This is a genomic window from Caulobacter sp. SLTY, from assembly GCF_009905535.1.
Lineage (GTDB): Bacteria > Pseudomonadota > Alphaproteobacteria > Caulobacterales > Caulobacteraceae > Caulobacter.
This window is the reverse complement of sequence record NZ_JAAALA010000034.1, coordinates 26,632-47,972: the sequence shown is the minus strand read 5'-3', so window position 1 is coordinate 47,972 and position 21,341 is coordinate 26,632. Positions and strand designations below refer to the sequence as shown.

Here is a 21,341-nt window from a genome sequence, read left to right as displayed (position 1 = left end):
ACCATCGAGGAAGACTGGAGCGGCCGGGGGGAATCGAACCCCCGACATTCAGCTTGGGAAGCTGACGTTCTACCTCTGAACTACGGCCGCATCGCCCGGCTGGGCCGGGGCCGCGCAACATAGCCAATCCGCCTTGCGCCGCAAGCGGTTCCGACGCGGCTTTTTCGCAACGCTGGTTCGCCGGCGGCGGCCGGGGAGTGGTCCCTGCGCGGCTCTCGTGGTCTCATAGGGCGATGGGCAAGCGTCTGGCGACATGGACGAGGCGGATGGCGGTCGGAGCGGCGGTGCTCTGCGGCGCCTCGGCCCTGCCGATCGCCGAGGGGCAGGTGGTGCTGACCGCCTTGCCGCTAAAGAAGCCGCCGGTCCTGCCGCTCAGCGAGCGGGAGCAACTGCAGGGGCGGCTGGACGCCTTGGCCAGGAGCTTCCCTGGCGATGTCGGCGTGGCGGTGACCCGGGTCGACGAGGGCTGGACCGTCTCGGTCAACGGCGACCGGCCCCTGCCACAGCAGAGCGTCAGCAAGCTGTGGGTGTCGATGGCCATCCTGGCGGCGGCGGATCGGGGCGAGCTGTCCCTCGACGAGCGGGTGACCATCCGCAAGGAAGACCTCAGCCTGTTCCACCAGCCGATCCGCAAGTTCGTCGGCGAGGCCGGCTACAGCGCCTCCCTGCGCAGCCTGATGGACGGCGCCCTGCAGTCCAGCGACAACGCCGCCAACGACGCTCTGGTGCGGCGGCTCGGCGGGCCGTTCGCGGTGCAGGTGGCCATTGTGGGCAAGAACCTCGACGGCATCCAGTTCGGCCCCGGAGAGCGGGCCATGCAGACGGCGGCCGCCGGCCTCACCTGGCGGCCGGAGTACAGTTTCGAGCGGACCTTCTGGGAGGACCGCGAGGCCCTGCCGCGTGAGACGCGCAAGGCGGCGCTGGACGCCTATCTGGCCGATCCGCCGGATGGGGCCACGGCGCTGGGCGTGGTGGAGGCCCTGTCGAGGCTCTATCGCGGCGACCTGCTGTCGCCGGACTCGACGGCGCTGTTGCTGGAGCGGATGGGGGGCAGCCATACCGGGGCGAGCCGCCTGCGGGCCGGCCTGCCGCCGGGCTGGAAGCTGGCGCACAAGACCGGCACGGGCCAGGTGATGGGCTCGCTGGCCACCGGGTTCAACGATGTGGGGCTGCTCATCGCCCCGGACGGGCGGGTCTATGCGGTGGCGGTGCTGATCGGCGCGACCCGCCAACCCATTGAGGCGCGTCAGGCTTTTATCGCGTCCGTGGCGTCGGCCGTCGCGGGCTGACCGGTCAGCCGCTCGCTGAGCGGGATGATCAGGGTGCAGACCAGGCCCTGGGGCCGGTGGTCGAACTGAACCGTGCCGCCGAACTCGTGCTGAACGCTGGCGGTGATCAGGCGGGAGCCGAAGCCGTCGCCGTCGGGCGGGGCGATGGTCGGCCCGCCGCGCTCGCGCCAGACCAGGGTCAGCTCCTTGCCGCTGTCGAAGTTCCACAGCAGCTCGACCTGGCCGGTGTCGTTCGACAGGGCGCCGTACTTCACCGCGTTGGTGGCCAGCTCGTGCAGGATCATGCTGAGGGTAACCGCCGCGTTGGGCGCGATGCTGAGCGATGGACCATGGCCGGTGGCGCGGGCGCCGAAGGCGTTGAGGCCGCGATCCACCACATCGGCCAGGTCGGCATTCTGCCATATCCGCTCGCTGAGCAGGTCGTGGGCGCGTGACAGGGCGACCAGCCGCTCGGTGAAGGCGGTGAGGCCGCCGGCGTCGGCGCCCTTGAGGCTCTGGCGGGCCAACGACTGGATCATCGCCAGGGTGTTCTTTACCCGGTGGTTCAGCTCGTTGATCATCACCTCCTGCCGCGCGCCGGCGGCAGCCTGTTCCTCCTCGCGGACGCGGAGGATCAGGGAGGCGCGGTGAAGGGCTTCGCGCACCTGGGCGGTTTCGACCAGGTCGTCCGACCGGGTCTCGACGATGCGGTCTTCGGCGAGGAGCTGGGCGTCGGCGGCTAAGCTGCGGACCTGGCGGGAAATCTGGATCGAGAACACCACCGCCAGGCCTACGCCCAACGCCAGCAGCAGGCCCGTGGCTACCGACAGCCCGATCATAGAGCGGGTCACCGAGGCGTAGACCTCGGTTCGCGGCACGCCGACCACAAAGGTCCAGCCGTAGGCCGGCGAGCGGCTGAAGGCCGACAGGGTGGGGGTGCCGTCCAGGGTGTGGGTCAGCACCACCCCCTCGCCGCGTTCGGTAATGGCCTGGCGCATCTGCGGGCTGGCCAGCCGGCCGCGCAGGCGGGCGCTGCCCTTGGAGCGGGCGACCAAGGCGAACTTGCGGTCGACGATCGAGCCCGTCCAGCTATCCGGCAGGTTCTGCGCCCGGAACAGGCTCTCGTAGGCGGCCGGGTCGTGGACAAAACCCAGGCCATGCAGCCGGCCGTCCACCAGGGTCGGTGTGACCACCCCGACAACCGGCCGCCGCGCCACCGGTCCGGTGGTCAGGTTGGAAACCACGGTGCGGCCGGCGCGCAGACCGTCCCAGATATCTTCAGGATAGTTGCCCGGCGGCAGAACGGCGCCGCGCGGCGCCAGGGTGTTGACCCGCTGTCCGGTCTCATCGGCCAATAAGATCCAGTTCAACGGCCCGGGCACCGCCTGACGCGCCTGCTGGTCAAAGGCGGCCAGATCGCCGTTGCGCAGGGCGGGCGAGACGGCCAGGGCCTGCAGGGTGGCCTGGCCCTGGGCGATCTGGCGGTCGGCGGCGACGCCGAGGGCGCGAGTGGTGGCGATCAGCTGCTGCTCATAGCGCTGCTGGCTCTCGCGAAAGGCAGCAAGTGTCAGCAGGATCATCAGTACTGCGGCGGGCGTGACCAGGCTTAGCGCCATCAGCACCAGGCGGCTGCGGACGCTGGCTCCGAGGACCCGGCGAGCGGGCGACGCGATCGACACACTGGCTGGCAAGGGGACGCCCGGCGACTGGATGGTGCGGCAGGATGTCGCTGTTCGCTACCCGACGGTCAAGCGGGAAAGCGTGTCTAGCGAACCTCGAACCGGCCCTCACGGGCCAGGTTGCCGAACTTGGTCAGGTCCTCGTTGAAGTGCAGCTTCACCGTGCCGATCGGGCCGTGACGCTGCTTGCCGATGATAACCTCGGCCATGCCGGCGACGCGGTCCATTTTTTCCTGCCATTCCATATGCTTGGCCTGGTCGGCGGTGTCGGGCTCGGCGCGGCCCAGGTAATAGCTTTCGCGGTAGACGAACATGACCATGTCGGCGTCCTGCTCGATCGAACCGGATTCCCGCAGGTCGGAGAGCTGGGGCCGCTTGTCCTCGCGGTTCTCGACCTGGCGGCTGAGCTGCGACAGGGCCAGGACGGGAACAGACAGTTCCTTGGCCAGGGCCTTGAGGCCCTGGGTGATCATGCTGACTTCCTGCACCCGGTTGTCGCTCTTGCCCTCGCCGCCGGTGACCAGCTGCAGGTAGTCCACCACGATCAGGTCGAGGCCTACCGACCGTTTCAGCCGCCGGGAACGGGCCACCAGCTTGGCGATGGAGAGACCGCCGGTGGCGTCGATGTAGAGCGGGGCTTCCTGAATCTCCATGGCCGCGTCGCGGACCCGCCCGAACTCGGAGGCGTCGATCTCGCCCTTGCGGAGCCGGTCGCCCGACACGCCCGAAGCGTCGGCGAGAAGGCGGAGGGCCAGCTGCTCGGCGCTCATTTCGAGGGAGAAGAAGGCGACGACACCGCCGCTGACCGTCTTCTTGCTGCCGTCCGGCTGGGGTTCCCAGGCGTAGGACTTGGCGACGTTGAAGGCGATGTTGGTGGCCAGGGCGGTCTTCCCCATCGAGGGGCGGCCGGCGAGGATCAGAAGGTCGGAGGGGTGCAGGCCACCCATCTTCTGGTCGAGGTCCATCAGGCCGGTGGAGGTGCCGGCCAGGCCGCCGTCTCGGCTGTAGGCCTCGGCGGCCATCTCCACCGCGCCGCGCAGGGCGTCGGCGAATCCGACGAAGCCGGTGGAGGCGGTGCCGGACTCGGCCAGGGTGTAGAGTTTCTGTTCGGCGATCTCGATCTGATCGCGGCTGTCGCGCTCGGCGTCGGGCGTGCCGGCGTCGGCGGCGATTTCCCCGCCGATGCGGATCAGATCGCGACGCACGGCCAGCTCATAGACCACCCGGGCGTAGTCCGGCGCGTTCGCCGCCGGCGGGGCGCGATCGACCAGGTCAGCCAGGTAGCGCAGGCCGCCCAGTTCCTGGAAGGCCGGGTCTGCACGGAATTGGTCGGCCAGCAGAATCGGCTCGGCCAGCTGGCCCTTGCGGATATGGCTTTCCATCGAGGCGAACAGCCGTTGATGGAAGGGCTCGAAGAAATGGGTCGGGCCCAGCCGGTCGCTCAGCCGCTCATAGGCCGCATTGTCGTACAGCAGCGCGCCCAGCAGCGCCTGTTCCGCCTCAATGTTAGAGGGCAGGTGTTGGGGCGCGGGGTCGGTCGGGACCGGGCGCAGATCGAGGGCGGGAACGATGGCCATGGGTTACCGATAGACTAACACGGACGGCCCGTGACGGGCGGGCCGCCCGATGAACGGGGATAACTCCCCTCGCTCCTGTGGATGTCCGACACCGGTGTTTTCGTTCCGACGCCAGACAAAAAACGGCGCGGGAGTCGCCCCCCGCGCCGTCTCTTTTCGTGCCTGTCGGCAGAAGGGCTTAGGCTTCCTCGCCAAAGCGCTCCTGCTGGCCGGCGCCGCCTTCCAGGAGGTCGGCGGCCGCTTCGGCGTCGAGGCGGGCCTCTTCCTCGAAGCGGCTGGCGATGACGTCCTCGCCGCGCGCCTGGCGCTCGGCTTCGTCCTGGCTGCGGGCGATGTTGATGCTGACGGTGATGCTCACCTCGGCATGCAGCTTCACCTTCACCGGGTGGACGCCCAGGGTCTTGATCGGCTTGTCCAGAACGACCATCGAGCGGTCGATCTTGCCGCCTTCGGCGTTGACCATGTCGGCCACGTCGCGGCCGGAGACCGAGCCGTAGAGCTGGCCGGATTCGCCGGCCTGGCGGATCATCACGTAGGACGTGCCGTCCAGCTTTTCACCGGCGGCGCCGGCGGCTTCGCGGGTCTTGACGTTGCGGGCTTCGATCTCGGCCCGTTGCCCTTCGAAGGACTTCAGGTTCGAGGCGGTGGCGCGCAGGGCCTTGGAGCGCGGCAGCAGGAAGTTACGGGCAAACCCGTCCTTCACGTTGACCACGTCGCCGAGGGTGCCCCAGCCTTCAACACGTTCGAGCAGAATGACTTTCATCGGTCCGGTTCCCTTACTTCACGACGTAGGGGAGCAGGGCGAGGAAGCGGGCGCGCTTGATGGCGCGGGCCAGTTCACGCTGCTTCTTGGCCGAGACGGCGGTGATGCGGCTGGGGACGATCTTGCCGCGCTCGCTGATGTAGCGCTGCAGGAGCTTGACGTCCTTGTAGTCGATCTTCGGCGCGTTGGCGCCGGAGAACGGGCAAACCTTCCGGCGACGGAAGAACGGGCGGCGGGCGCCGCCGCCGGCCGACGGGGCGGCCGCGGGGGTTTCGGTAGCGTCAGTCATTATTGAGCCTCCTCACCGGTGCGCTCGGCGCGTTCCGGACGCTCACCGCGCTCGGGACGGTCGCCACGATCGGGGCGGTCACCGCCGAAGTCGTCGCGGCGGTCGCGTTCGCGATCACGGCGGGCCAGAACCGGGGACAGTTCCAGGTCGAGTTCCTCGACGCGGATGGTCATGTAGCGCAGCACGTCTTCGTTGAGCGACAGCTGGCGTTCCATTTCCTTGACGGCCGGCGCCGGGGCGTCGATGGCCAGCAGGGAGTAGTGACCCTTGCGGTTCTTCTTGATGCGGAAGGTGAGGTTGCGGAGGCCCCAGTACTCGATCTTGGCGATGTGACCGCCTTGACCTTCGATGAGGGCCTTCATGTCCTCGTTCATTTGTTCGGCCTGTTGCGGGCTGATGTCCTGCCGCGCAATGACCACATGCTCGTAGAGCGCCATGGTTTTCCTTCTTGCGATGGGGAAGGCGGCGAAAGCGACGGCGCAAGCCCGGCGATTCCGATGGATCCTGCGCGTCGGAGGAAGAGAACCTTCCGCCAGTCAAAGGAGTCCGCGCAGGACCGCCTTCCGTGGGAGGCGCGCTACTACACGCAAGGGGCCGCAAACGCAAGCGGGCCGGGGCCATTGATCGACCTGGGCGAGCATGAGAGGGTGGCGCCAACCAGTATCCTTTGCCTTGGGGGGCATCATCGTGCGTCGTATTCTTCTTTCCGCCGGCCTGTCGGTCGGCCTGCTGTTCTCGTCCATGCCCAGCCTGGCCCAGCCTGCGGCGCCGGCGTCCAAGGAAAAGGGCGCCAAGGAACAGGCCACGCCGGCCAAGCCTTCGGCCCGGCAGCTCGAACTGGCCCGTCGCTACTTCGCGGCCATGCGGTTCGAAGAGACGATGACCAAGATGTACGAGAACATGAACCTCCTCGAGGCGTTCGAGGAGGAGGACGACGCGGAACTGTCCGGCCTCGACAAGAGGGCCTGGATGGAAGCCAGCCAGGAATCGCTGGTCGCCCTGACCCCCAAGATGGTCGACGCGATGATCCCGATCGTCGCCGCAACCTTCACCGAGGAGGAACTGGAGGCGATCGTGGTGTTCTATGAAAGCCCGGCGGGCCAGGCGTCGGTGATCAAGGCCGTCGACATGATGCAGCCGATGATGGTCGCGATGATGGAGCTGATGCCGGACTACATTGAAGACATCGTCGATCGGTACTGCGCCAAGACCACCTGCTCTTCCGCCCTGAAGGAAAAGCTGCGCGCGCACGAGTCCTGACCCGCGACCACACGTCCAATTGTGGGGCCGGGCGCGGCGTGGGAGCGTCGGCGGGTCAGTTCGCGTATCGGGGGACATCCGTGTTGCGTCGTTTCCTTCTCGCCGTCGGCTTGACGGCTGCTCTGGCCGCGCCCGCTCCGGCCGTTCTCGCTCAAACTCAGCCGACGCCGGTCGCCGCCAAGGCGCCGCCGTCGGCCCGAGCCCTGGATCTGTCGCGCCGCTACTTCAAGGCGATGCGGATGGACGAGAGCATGAGCAACATCCTCGACAGCCTGGACCCGCTGCTGGCCTCGAACGACGGGTCCGAGGACGCCGAGGTCATGCGGCAGTCGACCCGCGAGGCGCTCGACGCGGCCATGCCGGCCTATATCGAGAAGATGGTCCCGGTGTTCGCCGCCAGCTACACCGAGGCGGAGCTGGAGGCCTTGGTCGGCTTCTACGAAAGTCCGCTGGGGCAGTCGGTGGTGGCCAAGTCGCGCGGCATGGGCGGGGCCAGTTCAGACGCGATGAAGGACCTGCTGCCGATCATCCTGGACGACGCGATGGAGCGGTACTGCGCGAAGATGGTGTGTGACGAACCGGCGGAGATGTCGGTGCGGATGCAGGCGTCTTAACTTCCCACCCTAAGTTCCCGTCATCCTGGGCCTTGTGCCCAATACCCACTCGTCCGTCGCAGGGGCGGGTGCAGGTTCGCGCTGTAGTCCCCATGGCTCTTGCGAGCTGAACTGTGGGTCCTGGGCACAAGGCCCAGGATGACGGTTATTAGGGTGGGTTGCGTTACTTCTTCCCCGCCTTCCACTGCCGCACGGCCGACAGGGTCAGCTCCACGTGCTGCTTGGGATTCATTTCGCTGTGTACGAAGAGCACCTTGCCGTCCGGGGCGATCACGTAGCTGGTGCGGTTGGAGATGCCGGTGGGGAGGGTGCTCTGCCACTGTTTGGCGACCTTGGCGTCCTTGTCGGCGGCGACCGGGAACTTGCCCGAGCAGCGCTTGTTGTCGGCCGAGAACTCCTTGAGGCGGTCGATGGAGCCGGCGGTCACCCCGATGATGCTGGCTCCGGCCTTGGCGTAGTCGTCCGCGGCCTCGGCGAACAGGTGGGCTTCCAGGTCGCAGCCGCCGGTGAAGGCAGCCGGAAAAAAGTAGACGACCACCGGGCCCTTCTTGCGGGCCTCGGCGAGGCTGTAGGTGATCGGCGCGCCGTTCTTGAAGCCAGGCAGGGTGAAGTCGGGCGCCGCTGCCCCGACCTTGAGGGCGGCGAAGGCAGGCACGGCGAGGGCCAGCGCGCCAGCGGCGAGGGCTCCGGACAGCATCAGGCGGCGGTTCATGGCGGTCTCCCAGGTTGGCCGACAAGCTAGAGCCCTGGCCGGAGCGGGCAAGGGGCGTGGCGACGCGCTGGCGATTATAAGAGGCGCGCGGACGGCCGGCGTAACGGCCGCGAATCCAGGGCCCAAAAAATCAGGCTCCGGACTTTTACCCGGGTATAATTATTGGGCCGGCCGCAGGGTGGCGGTGGCGGCGTCCCACCTGAGCGGCCGACGGGGACAGGGTTTATCGCCCATGCCGCAGTCTTCGCCGTTCTCCACCAGAATGACGCGGGCCGGGCTGGCGGCAATGTCCATGTCCCAGCCGGCGTCGCCGGTCTCGAAGGCCTTGCCGAAGCCGCCGTCCGGCCGGGAGGCCAGGAACAGCATCCGGGCGGGCGGCGTCTTGTCCGGTCGGTCGGCCTCCCACTGGCAGTCGTCATGGGCGCTGCCGACAACCCAGTCCCGGACTCCGTCGCCGTTGAAGTCAGGGATGTCGTAGAAGGTGGCCTCGTCCTCCGGCAAGCCGGCGCCGAGCGCCTCGCAGGCCTGGCGGCGCAGGGCGATGTCGGCCTTCACCTCGGCCGGCGCCTGGGCCAGGGTGGGCTGGACCGAGGGGGTGGGGCCGCTGACCAGCATGCCCAGGCCTTTGCTGTTGGGGGTTTCGACATAGCGGCCGGCGGCGCTGTCCCAGCGGTAGGCGCGCAGGCATTCGTCGGCGCCGTAGCTGCCACAGACGCTGCCATGGAAATCGACCTCCAGCCGGCGGGCGGACTTGGGACCCGACAGCGTCAGCGGGCCGCCGCCCCGGCTCCACACCTGGCGGAAGGTCCCGCCCGGCTCGCCGACGTAAAGAGCTTTCTGGCAACCGCCCGTGCCGCAGAAGAAGGAGGCGTTCGGGGCCTGTTCGTAGTCGATCAGCCAGTCGGGCAGCGTGTCGCCGTTGATGTCGACCTTTTTGAACATCTTCGGCTTGGCCTGTTTCATCCAGGCGGGGACGTTTTCGGGGTCGTTGGCCTCCTCGGGCGTCAGGCCCTCGGTGGCGGCGGCGACCACGCGGTCGCGGCCCTCCTTCTCGATGAAGGCGGGCGGGGCGGCGCAGGCGGCGGCGGGGATCAGGACGGCGGCAAGGGCGGCGGTGGCGAACAGGCGACGCATGGAAACTCCGGGGCTGAAGGGGTGACTATGCAGGGACTTGGGCGCGGCGCACGATCAGATTGGGGGGCTAAGCTTGCTGGCGTTGGCCCTTTGGCCTATCGCTGCGCGCCGAATTTCAAGGAGAATCCCCATGTCTCTCGCCTTCGTCTTCCCCGGCCAGGGCAGCCAGGCCGTCGGCATGGGCGCCGATCTGGCCGAAGCCTTCGCCAGCGCTCGAGAGGTGTTCCAGGAGGTGGATGACGCCCTTGGCCAAAAGCTGAGCAAGCTGATCTGGGAGGGGCCCGAGGATGAGCTGACCCTGACCGAGAACGCCCAGCCGGCCCTGATGGCGGTGAGCGTGGCGGTGACGCGGGCGCTGGAGAAGGAGTTCGGGATCGGGATCGACCGGGCGGCCTTCGTGGCCGGCCACAGCCTGGGGGAATACAGCGCCCTGGCGGCGGCGGGATCGATCTCGCTGTCGGATACGGCGCGGCTGTTGAAGCTGCGCGGGCAGGCGATGCAGCGGGCCGTGCCGGTGGGCGAGGGCTCGATGGCTTCGCTGATCGGCAAGCAGACCGATGTGGCGCTGGCGGAGGCGGCCGCGGCGGCGGGGGCCGAGGTCGGTGTCTGTGTGGTGGCCAACGACAACAACACCGGCAATGTGGTGATCAGCGGCGCCAAGGCGGCCGTTGAGCGGGCCATCGAGAAGGCCGAGGAGCTGGGCGCGCGGGCGATCCGGCTGAACGTTTCGGCGCCGTTCCACTGTCCGCTGATGCAACCGGCGGCGGACGAGATGGCGGCGGCCCTGGCCGGGGCGACCATCGTCGCGCCGCGGGCGCCGCTGGTCGCCAATGTGACGGCGCGGCCGGTTCATGATCCCGAGACCATCCGGCGGCAGCTGGTCGAGCAGGTGACAGGCCGAGTGCGCTGGCGCGAGACCATGGACTGGCTGGCCGGGGAAGGCGGGGTGACCCGCTTTGCCGAGGCCGGGGCCGGGAAGGTGCTGTCGGGGATGATCAAGCGCAGCGTGCCGGATGCGACGGCTACGCCGTTGAACTCACCGGCTGATTTGGAAGGGTTTGCGAAGTCGTTGTGATGCGGATCGCCGCCGGCCCGGTAGTTATCGACCGCTCCGAATCCGACTTCCTCACCATCGGGTCGAAATTCACAGCGGGCGACGGGTACTGGATGGTGCAGGTTCCGACGGGTGCGGACTTGGGCGAATGGTTCGGCGCCGACCACTACATCGAAATCAATGATCAGGCCGGGGGTCAGTACGGTGGGATCGAGGCGATCGAGATCGCTAAGGACTCGCTGGTCTTGACCTTGTCAGGCAGCGCCGATGTCTTCAAAGAGCCGCTGCATCTGAGTTTTTCGGAACCAATGACGGCCGAAGTCGTCGATACCCTGAGCCGGATCGGCTCCAAGAGATAGAGGGACGTCTGGATGTTCGACCTTACCGGCAAGACCGCACTGGTGACTGGAGCCACCGGCGGCATCGGGGGCGAGATCGCCAAGGCGCTGCATGGCGCTGGAGCGCATGTGGTGCTGTCGGGGACGCGGGAAGCTGTACTGCAGGAGCTCGCCGCCGGGTTCGGCGAGCGGGCCTCCGTCGCGGCGGCCAATCTGTCGGACGCGGCCAGCGTGGATGGGCTTATTGCCGCAGCCGAGGCCGCCGCCGGCAAGGATCTCGACATTCTGGTAGCCAACGCGGGCATCACCAAGGATGGCCTGATGCTGCGGATGAAGGATGAGGACTGGGAGCAGGTCATCAAGGTGAACCTGGAGTCCTATTTCCGTCTGTCGCGGGCGGCGCTGAAGGGGATGATGAAGCGGCGGTGGGGGCGGATCATCGGGATCACCTCGATCGTCGGGGTGACCGGCAACCCGGGCCAGGCCAACTACGCGGCCTCCAAGGCAGGGATGATCGGGTTCTCCAAGGCGCTGGCCCAGGAAGTGGCCAGCCGCAACGTGACGGTCAACTGCGTGGCGCCCGGGTTCATCACCAGCCCGATGACCGACGAGCTGAACGAGGCCCAGAAGAGCGCCCTGACCACCCGCATCCCGGCCGGCCGGCTGGGCGAGGGGGCGGACGTGGCAGCGGCCTGTGTCTATCTGGCCAGCCAGGAGGCGGCCTATGTCACCGGCCAGACGTTGCATGTGAACGGCGGCATGGTGATGGTCTGAACACGCAAATGTTAGCGGGAACCCGCAACCTTCTCCCGCTGGCAAGCCTGAAAGAAACCTGCTAGCGAAACACCCGATTTCCGCCGCCAGACGTTGGCGCGGACCTTTGAAGACCAAGAGGGACCCTCATCTATGTCCGACATTCTCGAGCGAGTGCGTAAGATCGTCATCGAACATCTCGATGCCGATCCCGAGAAGGTCACCGAGAAGGCGAGCTTCATCGACGACCTGGGCGCCGACAGCCTCGACAACGTCGAGCTGGTGATGGCGTTCGAAGAAGAATTCGACATCGAGATTCCGGACGACGCGGCCGAGCACATCCAGACCGTGGGTGACGCCGTGAAGTTCATCTCGGAGAAGACGGGCGGCTGATCCCGCCCCGAAATATCGGTAAAGTGGGCCGCCGCGTCGCATGGGATCAGACCTGATGCGCGCGGCGGTTCTCGTTTCTGATCAAGGTTTTGGACTAAACATCTGGAGCGCGCCGGACGGCGAAACCGGTATCCACGTTCGCCTGTCGCGCTCCGAGGAGCCTTTCTAATGCGTCGAGTCGTTGTCACCGGAATCGGTCTCATCACGCCGCTGGGTCATGGGGCCGAGGTGAGCTGGGAAGGCATCAAGGCCGGCAAGTCCGGCGCGGGCCGGATCACCACCTTCGATCCTACCGGCTTCGGCTGCGAGATCGCCTGCGAGGTGCCGCGCATCGACGGCCAGGGTGGCGGCGGGCCGGACGTGCCGGGCAGCTTCGACCCCAACGGGACCATGGCTCCCAAGGAACAGCGCAAGGTCGACGACTTCATCCTCTACGGCATGGCGGCCGCCGATGAAGCCGTGCGTGATTCGGGCTGGGTTCCGGAAACCGACGAGGACAAGGAACGCACCGGGGTGATCATCGGCGCCGGCATCGGCGGCCTGGCCACCATCGAAAAGACGGCTCTGGAGCTGCGCGACAAGGGGCCGCGCCGGGTGAGCCCCTTCTTCATCACCTCGGCGCTGATCAATCTGGTCTCGGGCCAGGTGTCGATCCGCTATGGATTCAAGGGGCCGAACCACTCGGTGGTGACCGCCTGCGCCACCGGCGCCCATGCGATCGGCGACGCCTGCCGCCTGATAAAGTACGGCGACGCGGACGTCATGATCGCGGGCGGGGCCGAGGCCTCGGTCTGTCCGATCGGGATCGCCGGGTTCGTGGCCTGTCGGGCGATGAACACCGACTACAATGACAATCCGACCGCCGCCTCGCGCCCCTACGACAAAGATCGCTCGGGCTTCATCATGGGCGAAGGCGCCGGGATGGTGGTGCTGGAAGAGTACGAGCACGCCAAGGCGCGTGGGGCCAAGATCTATGCAGAGGTCATCGGCTATGGCCTGGCCGGCGATGCCTATCACATCACCGCCCCGGCCGAGGACGGGGACGGCGGCTATCGCGCCATGAAGGCGGCCGTGAAGGACGCCGGCATCGAGGCGGGCGACATCGACTACATCAACGCCCATGGCACCTCGACCATGGCCGACTACCTGGAACTGGGCGCGGTCGAGCGGTTGATGGGCGAGAAGGCCAAGGGCAAGGCCATGAGCTCGACCAAGTCGATGACCGGCCACCTGCTGGGCGCCGCTGGGGCCATCGAGGCGATCTTCTCGATCCTGGCCATCCGAGACAACATCGCACCGCCGACCATCAACCTGGACAACCAGGAGCAGGAAACGGCGTTGGACCTCGTCCCCAACAAGGCGAAGCCGATGAAAATCGACATCGCAATGAGCAATAGCTTCGGTTTCGGTGGGACCAATGCGGCAGTGATCTTCCGGCGGGCGCCGTAAGATCGTGGCGGCTAACGGCGGGGGGCTGCCAGCAATGCGTCGTGTCATTATCGGGCTGGTCAGCGGCCTGCTGACCCTTGGGCTCCTGCTGGGGCTGGGGATCGGCTGGGCCGTGTGGACCTATCAGGGGCCGGGACCGGCCGCGAAGGGCGGGGCCGAGCAGCATGTGGTGGTCTTGCGGCGCGGGGCAGGGCTCAACGAAATCGCCTCGGCGCTGGAAAAGGGCGGGGCGGTGCGCTCGGCCGCCGTGTTCGTGGCGGCGGCGCAGGTGACCGGGGCTGCGCGGGCGCTGAAGGCCGGGGAGTACGAATTTCCCTCGCGGGCCTCGATGGCCACGGTGCTGGACTATATCCGCGACGGGCGGGTGGTGGTGCACCAGGTGACCATTCCCGAAGGCTGGACCGTCGAGATGGCGGTTGAGGCGCTGATGAAGGAAGAGGCCCTGGTCGGGGAGGTGGCGACGCCGCCCGAGGGGTCGATCCTGCCGCAGACCTATGCCTTCGAGCGGGGAGAGGAGCGTTCGGCGGTGATGCAGCGGATGATGGACGCCCGTGACAAGCTGCTGGCCGACCTGTGGCCGAAGCGGAAAGCGGGCCTGCCGATCCGCACGCCGGAAGAGGCGATCATCCTGGCCTCGATCGTCGAGAAAGAGACCGGGGTGAAGTCGGAGCGGCCACGAGTGGCGGCCGTGTTCGTCAACCGGCTGAACAAGGGGATGCGGCTGGAGAGCGACCCGACCATCATCTACGGCCTGACCAAGGGACGGCCGCTGGGGCGGGGCATCCGGCGCTCGGAGCTGGAGCGGCCCAACCCCTACAGCACCTATCAGATCTTCGGCCTGCCGCCGACGCCGATCGCCAACCCGGGAGAGGCGTCGATCGCCGCGGTGCTGGATCCGCCGGACAGCGACGAGATCTTCTTCGTGGCCGACGGGACCGGCGGCCACGCGTTCGCCACCACCCTGGACGAGCACAACGCCAACGTTGCGCGGTGGCGGCAGATCGAGGCGCAGCGCCAAGCGGCGGGTAACTGATGGCGTTGAGTGGCATGACCGGCTTTGGCCGCGCCGAGGGGGCGCTGGGGGCCTGGAGCTGGGCGGTCGAGGCGCGGTCCGTGAACGGCCGGACCCTGGAAGTGCGGTTCAAGGGGCCGCCGGGGTTCGACGGCCTGGAGCGGGCGGCCCGAGAGGCCGGACAGGCGCGGTTCCAGCGGGGGCAGGTGTCGCTGACCCTGCAGGCGCGACGGGCCGAGGCGGCGGCCGGATCGGTCAGCGTCAATGTCGAGCAGATGGAGCGGTACCTGGCGGTCGTGGCGCCTTATGTGGCTGACGGCCGCCTGGCGCCGCCGAGCGCGGATGGCGTGCTGGCGCTGCGCGGGGTGATCGAGGCGGCGGATGTCGAGGAGGCGCCGGAGGCGCGCGCCGAAGCTGAAGCCGGGATGACGTCGGCCATCCTGCTGGCGCTGGACGCGCTGAAGGCGGCGCGGCTGGAGGAAGGGGCGGCGCTGGCGCCCGTGCTGGCCGGGCAGGTTGACCGGATCGAGGCGCTGGTGGCGGTGGCCGGGACCCAGGCGGGGGACCAGCCGGCGGTGATCCGGGATCGATTCGCGCGGCGGCTGACCGAACTGGCCGGTGAGGCGGCGACCCAGGAGCGGATCCTGCAGGAGGCCGCTGCGATGGGGGTGAAGGCCGACGTTCAGGAGGAGCTGGACCGGCTGGCCGGCCACGTGACGGCCGCGCGGCTTCTGCTGACCGGCGAGGGACCGGCGGGGCGGCGGCTGGACTTTCTCACGCAGGAGTTCATGCGCGAGGCCAACACGCTTTGCTCCAAATCGGCGACGCCCGCCTTGACGGCGACCGGGCTGGAGTTGAAAGCCGTGATCGAGCAGTTCCGGGAGCAGGTGCAGAATGTCGAGTGAGACCGCCCGGACACGCGGTATCCTGATGATGGTGGTTGCGCCGTCCGGGGTGGGGAAGACCTCGCTGACGCGGCGGCTGGTGGCCGACCACGCGGATCTGCACCTGTCGATCTCGGCCACGACGCGCGATCCCCGGCCAGGGGAGCATGAGGGGCGCGACTACCACTTCGTCGACCGGCCGGCGTTCGACGCCATGGTCGAGGACGATGCGTTCCTTGAGTGGGCCGAGGTCTACGGCAACCGCTATGGCAGCCCCAAGGCGCCGATCATGGAGGCGCTGGCGCGCGGCGAAAGCGTGCTGTTCGACATCGACTTCCAGGGCGCGATGACCATCCACGAGAAGGTCCCGGAAGACTCGGTGCTGGTCTACATCCTGCCGCCGTCGCTGGCGGAGATGAGCCGGCGGCTGCACGCGCGGTCGCAGGACAGCGAAGAGGTGATCGCCAAGCGGATCTCGCGGGCCAAGGACGAGGTCAGCCAGTGGACGGTGTTTGACTACGTCCTGCTGAACGAGGACTTCGACAAGGCCTACTCGGACCTGGCGCACATCTATCACGCCGAGCGGATGAAGCGGGCCCGGAACCTTTGGATCGTGCCGTTCGTCGATGAGCTGATGAGTGAGGACGTTTAGAGGGCCCGCGCCAGCCGCAGAAAGCCCGCGACGTCGATGGTTTCGGCGCGGGCGTCGGGATCGATCCCGGCCCTCTCGCACAGTGTGCCGCCGCCGAGCTGTTTCAGGCTCGACCGCAGCATCTTGCGACGCTGGCCGAAGGCGGCGGCGGTGACCTTTTCAAGGGCTGTGACCAGGGCTTTTTCCGGCGCGGGGTCCAGAGGGTCGAGCCGCACGACGGCTGAGGCCACCTTCGGCGGTGGGGTGAAGGCGCGGGCGGGGAGGTCCATGACGACCTGGCAGCGGCAGATGGCCTGGCTGATGACGCCCAGGCGGCCGTACGCGTTGGAGTCGACCGGGGCGGCGATGCGGTCGGCGACTTCCTTTTGGAACATCAGGCTCATCGAGGTGGGGCGCCAGGGGCCGGTGAGCCATTTGATGAGCAGGGGTGTGCCGACGTTGTAGGGCAGGTTGGCGACGACCAGGGCCTCGCCGCCGGCCAGCTGGGCCTCATCGACCTTCAGGGCGTCGGCCTGGATGAGGGTCAGGGCGCCGCCGGAGGCCTCGCCTAGCTCTTCCAGCAGGGGGAGGAAGCGGGGGTCCTTCTCGACCGCCACGACCCGGGCGCCGGCTTCGAGCAGGGCGCGGGTCAGGCCGCCGGGTCCGGGGCCGACCTCGATGACGGTGCGGCCGTCGAGGGGGCCGGCCAGGCGGGCGATCTTGCGGGTGATGTTGAGGTCGAGGAGGAAGTGCTGGCCGAAGCTCTTGCGGGCCAGCAGGCCGTGCTGCTCCAGCGACTCGCGAAGGGGCGGGAGGGCGTCGAGGCTCATGCCGCGACCCGGCGGGCGGCGATGTCGCGGGCCAGGCGGACGGCGTTGATCAGGCTGTCGGGGCGGGCGAGGCCCCGGCCGGCGATGTCGAAGCCGGTGCCGTGGTCGGGCGAGGTGCGCACGATGGGCAGGCCGAGGGTGACATTAACGCCGCCCCAGAAATCAAGCATCTTCAAAGGGATAAGGCCCTGATCATGATACATGCAGAGGACGGCGTCGTAGGCGGCGCGGGCCTCCGGGTGGAACAGGGTGTCGGCGGAGGTGGGACCGCGCGCGTCGACGCCGAGGTCGCGCAGAGCGCGGACAGCGGGGGCGATGGTGTCGATCTCTTCCCGGCCGATGCCGCCGCCTTCGCCCGCGTGCGGGTTCAAGCCCGCGACGGCCAGGCGCGGGGCCGCGATGCCGAAGTCGCGGCGCAGAGCCTGAGCCGTGACCAGGCCGGCGTTGACCAGACCCTCGACGGTAAGGGAGGCGCTGACCTGGGCCAGGGGGGTGTGGATCGTGGCGAGCGCGACGCGAAGGCCCCCGTCCTTCGTTTCAGGGGCGGCCAGCATCATGACAGGGCCGCGGGCGCCGGGCTGGTTCTCGGCGGCGGTCAGCTCGGCGAGGAACTCGGTATGGCCGGGGAAGCCGAAGCCGGCGGCGTAAAGCGGAGCCTTGGCGATGGGGGCGGTGACCACGCCGCTGACCGCGCCGGTCAGGGTGAGGCCGACGGCGGTCTCAATCCAGCCGATGATCGTCTTGGCGTGGTCGGCGGAGGGCTGGCCGGCGACCACGGGGGCGGCCAGGGGCTGGTTGAGCACCGGGATGGAGTTGGGGAAGACGCGGGCCGCCTCGTCGGGGGCGCCGATCGCCTGGACGGGCACGTCACGGGCGCCGGGCGCCGAACGCAGACAGGCGGCGTCACCGATCACCAGGAAGGGCGCCTCCGCGTTGAGCGCGCGCCAGGCCTTGACGATGATCTCCGGGCCGACGCCGGCCGGATCTCCTAGGGTGACGGCGAGGGGCGCCGCCGGGGTCACCGCATCTCGATGGTGGCCTGGGACCGCAGGTCGCGCATGACCCGCTTGGACACCAGGACCAGCTGCTGGCCGATCAGTCGCCGCTCGATCTGCTCGGCGGTCATCTGCTCGCCGCCAGCGGTGCGTTTGCCACAGACCATGAGCAGGTGCAGGCCGCCCTGGGTGCGGATCGCCGGCGCCGAGAGCTGGTTGGCCGGCGTGTTGGTAGCGGCTTCGGCGAAGGGGGCGGAGAGGCCGGTGATCTCGGCTTCACCCATATCGCCCGCCTGGACGCCCGGCACCTGGCCGGCCTTGGCCTCCAGATCGGCGCAGGTCGGGTTCATGGCCCGCACCCGCTCCAGGGAGGCCGTGGCGGCGTCGATGGTCGGCTGGTCCGCGTCCGGGGCCAGCTGGATGGCGGCCTGCTTCAGGGTGACCAGGGTGGAGGAGCCGCCGGCGCGCTTGTCACGCAGGTAGAGGATGTAGACGCCGTCGTCGGTGGCCACCGGCGGCGACAGTTGGCCGGGGCGCAGCTGTTCGAGGGCGGCGTCGACCTGGGGCGGCATTTCGCCGGGCGAGATCCAGCCGGCGTCGCCGCCGGACGCGGCGGTGGCCGAGGCCGAGAACTGGCGGGCGACCTGCGGGAAGGGCGCGCCCTGCTGCATCTGGTCGATCAGCGATTGGGCGCCGTTGTAGGCCACCTGCATGCCGCCGACGCTGTTGGCGTCGATGTAGATCTCGCTGACCTGGTACTGCGGCTTGCTGGCCGCGTCGGACATGCGCTGCTGGAAGGCCTTGATCTGGTCCTTGCTGACCCGCATGCGGCTGCCGTAGCGGCCGCGCATGTACTGCTGCCAGGTGAACTCGGCGCGGATCTGGTCGCGGTAGGTCTGGCGGCCGATGCCCTGCTGGGCGAGGGCCTGATAGAACTGCTCCGGGTTCATGTTGAACTGGCTCTGGACGGTGTCGGCGATGATCTCGTCCAGTTCCTTGTCGGTCGGCAGGATGGTGGTCTTGTTTTCCTTCTCGACCCGGCGGAGCTCCTGGATCTGCAGCCGCTCCTCGATCAGCTGGTTGAGCGCCAGCTGCTGGATCTGGGGCAGGTTTTCCTGGGTCGGCTTGATGTCGGCGGTGAGGATCACCAGCCGCATCCGTTGCACCAGGTCATAGGACGAGATGATGTCGTCATTGACCACGGCCGAGACGCTCTCGGCGATGTCAGGGCGCGGCGCTCCGCCTTCCTGCTGCGCGAAGGCGGCCGGCGTCCCGCCGGCGATCACCATGGCCAGGACCGAAGCGGTGGCCAGGATGCGGCCGGAATTCCTGAAGCTCGAAAGCAATCTCGTCGTTCCCATTAGCATTTTCCCCGAAGGACTCATCGCGTCCCCGGGCGAAGGTCAACGCCTGTAGCCTTTATCGCCCAATGTGGCGAGCGTTAGGCGCAGGACGACCGCGTCCGATGGTCCCAGGGAGCGGTTGAAGTATTCCTCGTGGACCCAGACCACCGCGATATCGAGGCAGTCGTCGCGGTAAAAGAGGCCCAGCTCCTGGCGCCGCCAGATGTCGCTCTCGATATCCCATACCCCGGCCATGGTGACGCCGACCCGCTTGGTGACCAGGATATCGGCGGCGAAGTCGATGTCCTGGCGCTCGACACCGGTGATGTCCTGGTTGTCGTGCAGGTAGCGGACGTAGCCGGAGGCGCGGCCGAAGGTGGCGTTGGCGCCGATCTCCAGGCGACGCAGGTCGGCGGTTTCCGAATCGAAGCGGGCGCGGCCGTAGAAGGTCAGGTCCTTGTGCGGCTTGGCGTCGCCGGCGACGATCCAGTCGCTGGCCTTGGTCTGCAGGCCACTGCGGGCGGGCAGGGTGAGATCATCCTCGTCGCGGAAAGACCGGCCGACCAGCAGGCTGAAGCTGCGGCCGTCGTCGAAGGTCATGGTGGCGCGAGCGCCGGCGTTGAGGCGTACCCCGCCCTCGTAGAGGTCGAAACCCGGTGACTTGTTGGCCCGGAACAGGTTGGTCTCGTCCAGCTCGAGGACGATGCTGTCCTCGTTCGGAATGCGCGGATCGAGGTCGCTCTCGGGCGAGAACGCCACCTGGACGATCGGCTCGATCACGATCGTCCGGTCTCCGTCCCGGCGGAACAGCGGATAGGTCAGGTCGACCCCAACGACGCCGAGAGCGCGGCCGAATGACGCGCTGTCGCCGGCCAGCGGATAGTCATCGACGCTGTAATAGTCGGCGCGGGCTTGGGCGAAGGGCGAGACCCGCAGCCCGTTGGTGAAGGTGAAGTTGGTGCGCCAGTCCGCCTGGCCCGTGGCGCGGCGGGAATCGGCGCCGGGTTGCGTGGCCACGAATTGTGATTGCTCGCGGGTCAGCACCACGCCGCTGCCCAGCAGGCGCACGCGGCCGCCGAGCACCGGGACGGGCGCTTCCCAGCGGGCCTCGATCAGGGGGGCGATGAGCGGGAAGGTGCGGTCGTTGTCGGTCGGCCGCAGGCCCTGGATGCTGGTGGCGTTTATCGAGAACCAGGAGAGATTGTCCTGGCGGGTGGCGAACAGCTGGCTGGTCAGGCGCCGGTTGTCCGAGGCGATCAGGCCGCGCTGCCGGGCCACGTCGGAGATGTCGTACTTGTCGAAGATCAGGTCGTCGCTGGCCCGCTCGGCGGCGAAGCCCCACTTCCAGTTCTTGTCGATGTCGAAGGCGCCGTTGGCCAGGATGTAGCTGCGGTTGGTCAGGTCGCCGACCCGGCTGCCGTTGCTGTCCAGGTCCTTTTCGTAGGTGTAGCCGGCGCGGATTTCGATATCGCCGCTGTAGAACCGTTGCCGGTAGGCCAGGTTCAGGAACGGGTTCACCTTGGTGTTGATCTGGGGGCTGATGACCAGATCGGAGTAGCGGCTGGTCACCCAGTAATAGGGTTGCTCGTAGGACAGGCCGCGCCGCTGGGAGCCGACGATGGTCGGGGGCAGCAGGCCGGACTTGCGGTCCGCATTGGGGTCGGCGTGCCAGAAGACCGGCGTGTAAAACACTGGAATGCCGAACATTTCGATGACGGCGTTCTCGTAGTAGATCAGCTGGTTTTCACCATCCTGAACCACCTTGTCGGCGCGGATCGACCAGGTCGGCGGCTTGGACTTGTCCTCAACGCAGAGTTCGCAGGGGGTGTAGATCCCCTTGTTCAGCTCGGCGGTGTTCTCGTCGCGGCGGACAAGCGTGTCGCCGGCGATCTTGATGTTGTCCTGCAGCCGGGCGGAGAAGCCCTTGGCCACGCCTGCGCGCAACTGGTCATCCAGCACCACCTCGTCGGCGAAGGCCACGGTGCCGTCACGTTCGAAGATGGTCACCGAGCCCTTGGCGACCACCACGCCGGTGGCGCGGTTGTAGATCACCTGCTCGGCGCGGACCGTGCGGCCCTGGTGGCGAATCTGGACGCCGCCCTCGGCGGTGATGGTCTGGTTGCGGTCGTCCTGGATGAGGGTGTCGGCTTCCAGGTAGTAGCCCTGATCGCCCAGACCATCGTCCGGGGCCGGCGCGGCGGGTGCGGTCGCCTGGGCCGGGATCTGGTCGACGTCGAGGATGTCCACGGCGAAGGCCGGCGCCGTAAAGGCGCAGGCGGCCAAGGCCGCGCCGCCGGCAAGGATCCGGGCGCGAGCGATACGCTGGTGGCCAACTCGGTTCATCGAAATCCCTGTCTTGTCCC

At 68.1% G+C, this 21,341-nt stretch carries 22 protein-coding genes and 1 tRNA gene; 11 read left to right on the top strand and 12 right to left on the bottom strand.

The window, feature by feature from the left end:
* Positions 1–15: 15 nt before the first annotated feature.
* Positions 16–90, bottom strand: a tRNA-Gly gene (locus GVN21_RS17145).
* A gap of 176 nt (positions 91–266) precedes the next feature.
* On the opposite strand from GVN21_RS17145, the gene GVN21_RS17140 reads away from it, so the two are divergent.
* Positions 267–1,289: a serine hydrolase gene (locus GVN21_RS17140; protein ID WP_166575958.1), complete on the top strand. Its 1,023-nt coding sequence runs from the start codon at positions 267–269 to the stop codon at positions 1,287–1,289.
* Here the strand turns inward: GVN21_RS17140 and GVN21_RS17135 are convergent.
* The 5 genes from GVN21_RS17135 to rpsF form a co-directional block, all read right to left on the bottom strand.
* A complete protein-coding gene (locus GVN21_RS17135; protein WP_346764284.1) occupies positions 1,247–2,947 on the bottom strand; it encodes an HWE histidine kinase domain-containing protein in 1,701 nt (566 codons plus the stop codon). The genes GVN21_RS17140 and GVN21_RS17135 overlap by 43 nt on opposite strands.
* Before the next feature lie 86 nt (positions 2,948–3,033).
* Positions 3,034–4,524: a replicative DNA helicase gene (locus tag GVN21_RS17130; protein ID WP_166575957.1), complete on the bottom strand. Its 1,491-nt coding sequence runs from the start codon at positions 4,522–4,524 to the stop codon at positions 3,034–3,036.
* Between the two features lie 178 nt (positions 4,525–4,702).
* On the bottom strand, positions 4,703–5,287 hold the full coding sequence (gene rplI, locus GVN21_RS17125; RefSeq protein ID WP_166575956.1) for a 50S ribosomal protein L9: 585 nt from the start codon (positions 5,285–5,287) through the stop codon (positions 4,703–4,705).
* Between the two features lie 13 nt (positions 5,288–5,300).
* Complete coding sequence (rpsR, locus tag GVN21_RS17120; protein WP_166575955.1) at positions 5,301–5,576, bottom strand: 30S ribosomal protein S18; 276 nt, start codon at positions 5,574–5,576, stop codon at positions 5,301–5,303.
* Positions 5,576–6,013 carry a 30S ribosomal protein S6 gene (rpsF, locus tag GVN21_RS17115; RefSeq protein ID WP_166575954.1) on the bottom strand — a complete coding sequence of 146 codons (438 nt, stop codon included), beginning with the start codon at positions 6,011–6,013 and terminating at the stop codon, positions 5,576–5,578. Before rpsF ends, rpsR begins: the two co-directional genes overlap by 1 nt.
* Before the next feature lie 250 nt (positions 6,014–6,263).
* Between rpsF and GVN21_RS21415 the strand changes: the two genes are divergently transcribed.
* Positions 6,264–6,836: a DUF2059 domain-containing protein gene (locus tag GVN21_RS21415; protein WP_166575953.1), complete on the top strand. Its 573-nt coding sequence runs from the start codon at positions 6,264–6,266 to the stop codon at positions 6,834–6,836.
* Between the two features lie 83 nt (positions 6,837–6,919).
* Positions 6,920–7,450, top strand: a complete 531-nt coding sequence (locus tag GVN21_RS17105; protein WP_166575952.1) for a DUF2059 domain-containing protein — start codon at positions 6,920–6,922, stop codon at positions 7,448–7,450.
* A 163-nt stretch (positions 7,451–7,613) separates the two neighbouring features.
* Here the strand turns inward: GVN21_RS17105 and GVN21_RS17100 are convergent, their stop codons facing one another.
* Together GVN21_RS17100 and GVN21_RS17095 are read right to left on the bottom strand one after the other, a co-directional pair.
* On the bottom strand, positions 7,614–8,162 hold the full coding sequence (locus tag GVN21_RS17100; protein WP_166575951.1) for a peroxiredoxin: 549 nt from the start codon (positions 8,160–8,162) through the stop codon (positions 7,614–7,616).
* 159 nt (positions 8,163–8,321) lie between these two features.
* Positions 8,322–9,296, bottom strand: coding sequence for a hypothetical protein (locus GVN21_RS17095; protein WP_166575950.1), 975 nt, complete (start codon positions 9,294–9,296; stop codon positions 8,322–8,324).
* A gap of 130 nt (positions 9,297–9,426) precedes the next feature.
* Here GVN21_RS17095 and fabD point away from each other — a divergent pair, with 130 nt between their 5' ends.
* From fabD to gmk, 8 genes are all read left to right on the top strand, one after another.
* Complete coding sequence (gene fabD, locus GVN21_RS17090; RefSeq protein WP_166575949.1) at positions 9,427–10,371, top strand: ACP S-malonyltransferase; 945 nt, start codon at positions 9,427–9,429, stop codon at positions 10,369–10,371.
* Positions 10,371–10,709 (top strand): hypothetical protein, encoded by a 339-nt coding sequence (locus tag GVN21_RS17085; RefSeq protein WP_166575948.1) that lies wholly within the window; start codon positions 10,371–10,373, stop codon positions 10,707–10,709. Before fabD ends, GVN21_RS17085 begins: the two co-directional genes overlap by 1 nt.
* A gap of 12 nt (positions 10,710–10,721) precedes the next feature.
* Complete coding sequence (gene fabG, locus GVN21_RS17080; RefSeq protein ID WP_166575947.1) at positions 10,722–11,462, top strand: 3-oxoacyl-[acyl-carrier-protein] reductase; 741 nt, start codon at positions 10,722–10,724, stop codon at positions 11,460–11,462.
* Between the two features lie 132 nt (positions 11,463–11,594).
* Positions 11,595–11,834, top strand: coding sequence for an acyl carrier protein (locus GVN21_RS17075; RefSeq protein WP_166575946.1), 240 nt, complete (start codon positions 11,595–11,597; stop codon positions 11,832–11,834).
* A gap of 168 nt (positions 11,835–12,002) precedes the next feature.
* Positions 12,003–13,283 (top strand): beta-ketoacyl-ACP synthase II, encoded by a 1,281-nt coding sequence (fabF, locus tag GVN21_RS17070; RefSeq protein ID WP_166575945.1) that lies wholly within the window; start codon positions 12,003–12,005, stop codon positions 13,281–13,283.
* A gap of 34 nt (positions 13,284–13,317) precedes the next feature.
* A complete protein-coding gene (gene mltG / locus GVN21_RS17065) occupies positions 13,318–14,316 on the top strand; it encodes an endolytic transglycosylase MltG (protein WP_166575944.1) in 999 nt (332 codons plus the stop codon).
* Positions 14,316–15,200, top strand: a complete 885-nt coding sequence (locus GVN21_RS17060; RefSeq protein ID WP_166575943.1) for a YicC/YloC family endoribonuclease — start codon at positions 14,316–14,318, stop codon at positions 15,198–15,200. Before mltG ends, GVN21_RS17060 begins: the two co-directional genes overlap by 1 nt.
* Positions 15,190–15,831, top strand: coding sequence for a guanylate kinase (gene gmk, locus GVN21_RS17055; RefSeq protein WP_166575942.1), 642 nt, complete (start codon positions 15,190–15,192; stop codon positions 15,829–15,831). The genes GVN21_RS17060 and gmk overlap by 11 nt, the downstream gene beginning before the upstream one ends.
* Here gmk and rsmA read toward each other — a convergent pair.
* The 4 genes from rsmA to GVN21_RS17035 are packed head-to-tail and all read right to left on the bottom strand — an operon-like array spanning position 15,828 to position 21,321.
* Positions 15,828–16,640 carry a 16S rRNA (adenine(1518)-N(6)/adenine(1519)-N(6))-dimethyltransferase RsmA gene (gene rsmA / locus GVN21_RS17050; protein WP_166575941.1) on the bottom strand — a complete coding sequence of 271 codons (813 nt, stop codon included), beginning with the start codon at positions 16,638–16,640 and terminating at the stop codon, positions 15,828–15,830. The genes gmk and rsmA overlap by 4 nt on opposite strands.
* Positions 16,637–17,662: a 4-hydroxythreonine-4-phosphate dehydrogenase PdxA gene (gene pdxA / locus GVN21_RS17045; RefSeq protein ID WP_166575940.1), complete on the bottom strand. Its 1,026-nt coding sequence runs from the start codon at positions 17,660–17,662 to the stop codon at positions 16,637–16,639. Before pdxA ends, rsmA begins: the two co-directional genes overlap by 4 nt.
* Positions 17,659–18,981: a peptidylprolyl isomerase gene (locus tag GVN21_RS21025; protein WP_240902993.1), complete on the bottom strand. Its 1,323-nt coding sequence runs from the start codon at positions 18,979–18,981 to the stop codon at positions 17,659–17,661. Before GVN21_RS21025 ends, pdxA begins: the two co-directional genes overlap by 4 nt.
* Positions 18,982–19,038: 57 nt before the next feature.
* Complete coding sequence (locus GVN21_RS17035; protein WP_166575938.1) at positions 19,039–21,321, bottom strand: LPS-assembly protein LptD; 2,283 nt, start codon at positions 21,319–21,321, stop codon at positions 19,039–19,041.
* Positions 21,322–21,341 lie beyond the last annotated feature (20 nt).